This window comes from Sandaracinobacteroides sp. (assembly GCF_057137845.1).
This window is the reverse complement of the sequence record NZ_DBNHFX010000170.1, coordinates 1-3,460: the sequence shown is the minus strand read 5'-3', so window position 1 is coordinate 3,460 and position 3,460 is coordinate 1. Positions and strand designations below refer to the sequence as shown.

3 protein-coding genes are annotated in these 3,460 nt (G+C 63.7%); 1 reads left to right on the top strand and 2 read right to left on the bottom strand.

Features of this window, described 5'->3' with window-relative positions:
- Positions 1-16 precede the first annotated feature (16 nt).
- Both AC16JP_RS09790 and AC16JP_RS09785 read right to left on the bottom strand, forming a co-directional pair.
- Entirely contained in the window at positions 17-676 is a 660-nt protein-coding gene (locus tag AC16JP_RS09790; protein WP_484340429.1) for a PEPxxWA-CTERM sorting domain-containing protein, read from the bottom strand.
- A 135-nt stretch (positions 677-811) separates the two neighbouring features.
- Positions 812-2,326 carry a fumarate hydratase gene (locus AC16JP_RS09785; RefSeq protein WP_484340428.1) on the bottom strand — a complete coding sequence of 505 codons (1,515 nt, stop codon included), beginning with the start codon at positions 2,324-2,326 and terminating at the stop codon, positions 812-814.
- A 451-nt stretch (positions 2,327-2,777) separates the two neighbouring features.
- On the opposite strand from AC16JP_RS09785, the gene AC16JP_RS09780 reads away from it, so the two are divergent.
- A partial coding sequence (locus tag AC16JP_RS09780) for a ribonucleotide reductase N-terminal alpha domain-containing protein (protein WP_484340427.1) occupies positions 2,778-3,460 on the top strand: 683 nt, incomplete at its 3' end.

Below are 3,460 nucleotides of genomic sequence, written 5' to 3'. Positions count from 1 at the left end.
TGCAGGCGTCGGCGGATCAGCTCGAAACGCGCGCGACCTGGCGGCGGGTGCGCAGGCCGATCAGCGCGAAGCCGCCGACCATCATCGCCCAGGCGGCAGGCTCGGGCACGGCAGCCGCGACATTTGCGCTGACTGCGTCGACGAACGCGGTGTTGTCGGTCTGCGACAGGCCCTTGAACGTCAGGGTATAGCTTTGCCCGGCGACGACATTCCCGCCCGAAACATTGCGTGCAGTGAACTGCTGCCCGCTGAAGGTGGAAAAGGTTCCAAGCAGGCCATTGTCCAGCCACACTTCATATGTCTGGTCGCCGTCATAGCCGCCGAAGAACGGCCGGCCGGCATCGAGCCACGACAGCGACAACGCCCCCGAAGCATCGGCGGTGAAGGTTTGCGAAAGCGCGCCGATGGCCTGCACGAAGCCATACTGGCTGCCCTGATAGCCTTGCGGCGGGTTGCCGCCGAACCAGGGCGTTGCCGCCACGGCGTCGATCAGCCCTGCGCTGTGAAAGGTCCAGCCGCCGATCGTGCCTTCGGGATAGGCATAGCTGCCGTGGCTTCCCGGTGCAGTCGTGGTGGCAGGCGTTTCAAAACCGCCATTCGAGATCAGCTCGGCGGCAGATGCCGGGAACGACATCAGCATCATCGCACTGGCCAGCGCCAGCATTTTCCAGTTCATGTGCATAGGTTTCCGACCCTTGCAGCAGTTCGTTACTTCGAATGCTTGTGATTCGTCTTTGCCCGAAATCTGGTCGCGTGTCCGCAAACGACTGTTAACTGTGGCGGGCCGGGGGCGCTGTGCCCCCAGGCCGCTTCAGGCCGGTTCCGCCTGTCTTGCCGCGATCCGCTTCGCCCATTCGGCGGGCGCAGTGTTGTGCACACTGGTGCCGTTCGAATCGACGGCCACCGTGACCGGCATGTCCTGCACTTCGAACTCGTAGATGGCTTCCATGCCAAGGTCTTCGAAGGCCAGCACCTTTGCCGAACGAATGGCGCGCGCCACCAGATAGGCGGCGCCGCCGACTGCCATCAGATAGGCGGATTTCGCCTGCCGGATCGCCTCGATCGCCTCGGGGCCGCGTTCGGCCTTGCCGACCATGGCCAGCAGGCCCTGATCCAGCATCATGGCGGTGAACTTGTCCATCCGGGTGGCCGTCGTCGGGCCTGCCGGGCCGACCACTTCATCGCGGACGGGATCCACCGGGCCGACATAATAGATCACCCGCCCGGCGAAACTGATCGGCAGTTCCTCGCCCTTTGCCAGCATGTCGGCGATGCGCTTGTGAGCTGCATCGCGGCCGGTCAGCATCTTGCCGTTCAGCAGCAGCCGGTCGCCCGGCTTCCAGTTTGCGATCACTTCCGGGGTCAGCGTGTCGAGATCGACCCGGATCGACTGCGGCGAGGGCTTCCAGTCGACCTTGGGCCAGCGCGAAAGATCGGGTTGCGGCAGCCACGCCGGACCGGAACCATCGAGGTGAATGTGGGCATGCCTTGTGGCGGCGCAGTTCGGGATCATCGCCACCGGCTTCGACGCGGCATGGGTGGGGCAGTCGAGGATTTTCACGTCGAGCACAGTCGACAGGCCGCCAAGCCCCTGTGCGCCGATACCCAGTGCGTTCACGGCATCGTGAATCTGGATCCGCAGTTCCTCGATGTTGTTCTGTGGCCCGCGCTGTTTCAGTTCGGCCATGTCGATCGGAGCCATCAGCGATTCCTTGGCCATCACCATGGCCTTTTCCGCCGTGCCGCCGATGCCGATCCCCAGCATTCCGGGCGGGCACCAGCCAGCGCCCATCAGCGGCACCGTCCTAACCACCCAGTCGAGAATGGAATCGGAAGGATTCAGCATCGCGAACTTGGACTTGTTCTCAGAGCCGCCACCCTTGGCCGCCAGTGCAATTTCCAGATGTTCGCCCTCGACCATTTCCACATGCACGACTGCCGGCGTGTTGTCGCGCGTGTTGACCCGACTGAACGCGGGGTCGGCCACGATCGAGGCGCGCAGTTTGTTGCCGGGGTCGTTGTAACCGCGCCGTACGCCCTCGTTGATCATCTGCGCCAGTGTCATCCGGCCGTCCCACTGCACGCCCATGCCGACCTTCACGAACACGGCGACGATGCCGGTGTCCTGGCAGATGGGTCGATGCCCTTCGGCGCACATACGGCTGTTCGTCAGGATCTGGGCGATTGCGTCTTTCGCGGCCGGGCTTTCCTCCAGCGCATAGGCCCGCCCCAGCGCTTCGACATAATCCACAGGGTGGAAATAGCTGATGTGCTGCAAGGCGTTCGCAACCGATTCGATCACATCGTCGCTGCGGATCAGGGCCATGGTATTCAGTCTCCTCGTGTCGTGGTGCAGCCGGGACGCACGTCGCCGCCGGCGCCGAATCGGGGTGGCGCAAATCCCGTCCGCGCAGCCGGAGAGGGCTGTAGCGAAAGGCGGGCCGCATGGGGAAGCCCGGTGCGTTCGGGCAGAGTTCGCCAGAAACCTGTGCATGAAATGCAGGACAACCCGGTATTGCCGGCAGTGGCGCTGGCCAAGCGGCGCCCGTCAGTCCACGAGGGAGGTCCGTTCGGCACTGGGGGGCGCTGATTTTTGCACAGGCCCTCTTGCCAGCTTCGGCAGATTTGGCACTATCCCTAGTAGCGTAAGCTTATGCCATGGCGCTATGGATTGTGTGCGGCAGATTCGGCCAGGGCAGGGCGGGGATGAGCATCGGCACACCGAAACCCGCCGGTTTCAGGTGTAACCGGGCCACAGAATGCAAGAGGGGACGACGATGGATTTTCAGCGCAGCGACGCGCAGGACACGCAGGATGCGCCGATTTCGACGGTGTCATCGCCGCATGGGCCGCGCTTTGCCGTGAAGACCGACGCATCACGCGATTCGCGGCTGACAGCGTTCGGTATCGACACCCTGCAAGACCGTTATCTCCTGCCCGGCGAATCCTGTCAGGATCTGTTCGCGCGCGTCGCTGCCGCCTACGCCGACGACGCCGATCACGCCCAGCGTCTGTATGACTATATCTCGAACCTGTGGTTCATGCCCGCAACGCCGGTGCTGTCGAACGGCGGCACCGGGCGCGGCCTGCCGATCAGTTGCTACCTGAACTCCGTCTCTGACAGTCTGGAAGCGATCGTCGGCACATGGAATGAAAATGTGTGGCTGGCGTCGCGCGGGGGGGGCATCGGCACCTATTGGGGCCATGTGCGCGGCATCGGCGAACCCGTCGGCCTCAATGGCAAGACCAGCGGCATCATTCCCTTCGTCAGGGTGATGGACAGCCTGACACTTGCCATCAGCCAGGGTTCGCTCAGGCGCGGTTCGGCTGCCTGCTACCTGGATATTTCCCACCCCGAGATCGAGGAGTTCCTCGAAATCCGCAAACCTTCGGGCGACTTCAACCGCAAGGCGCTGAACCTGCACCATGGCGTGCTGGTAACCGACGCCTTCATGGAGGC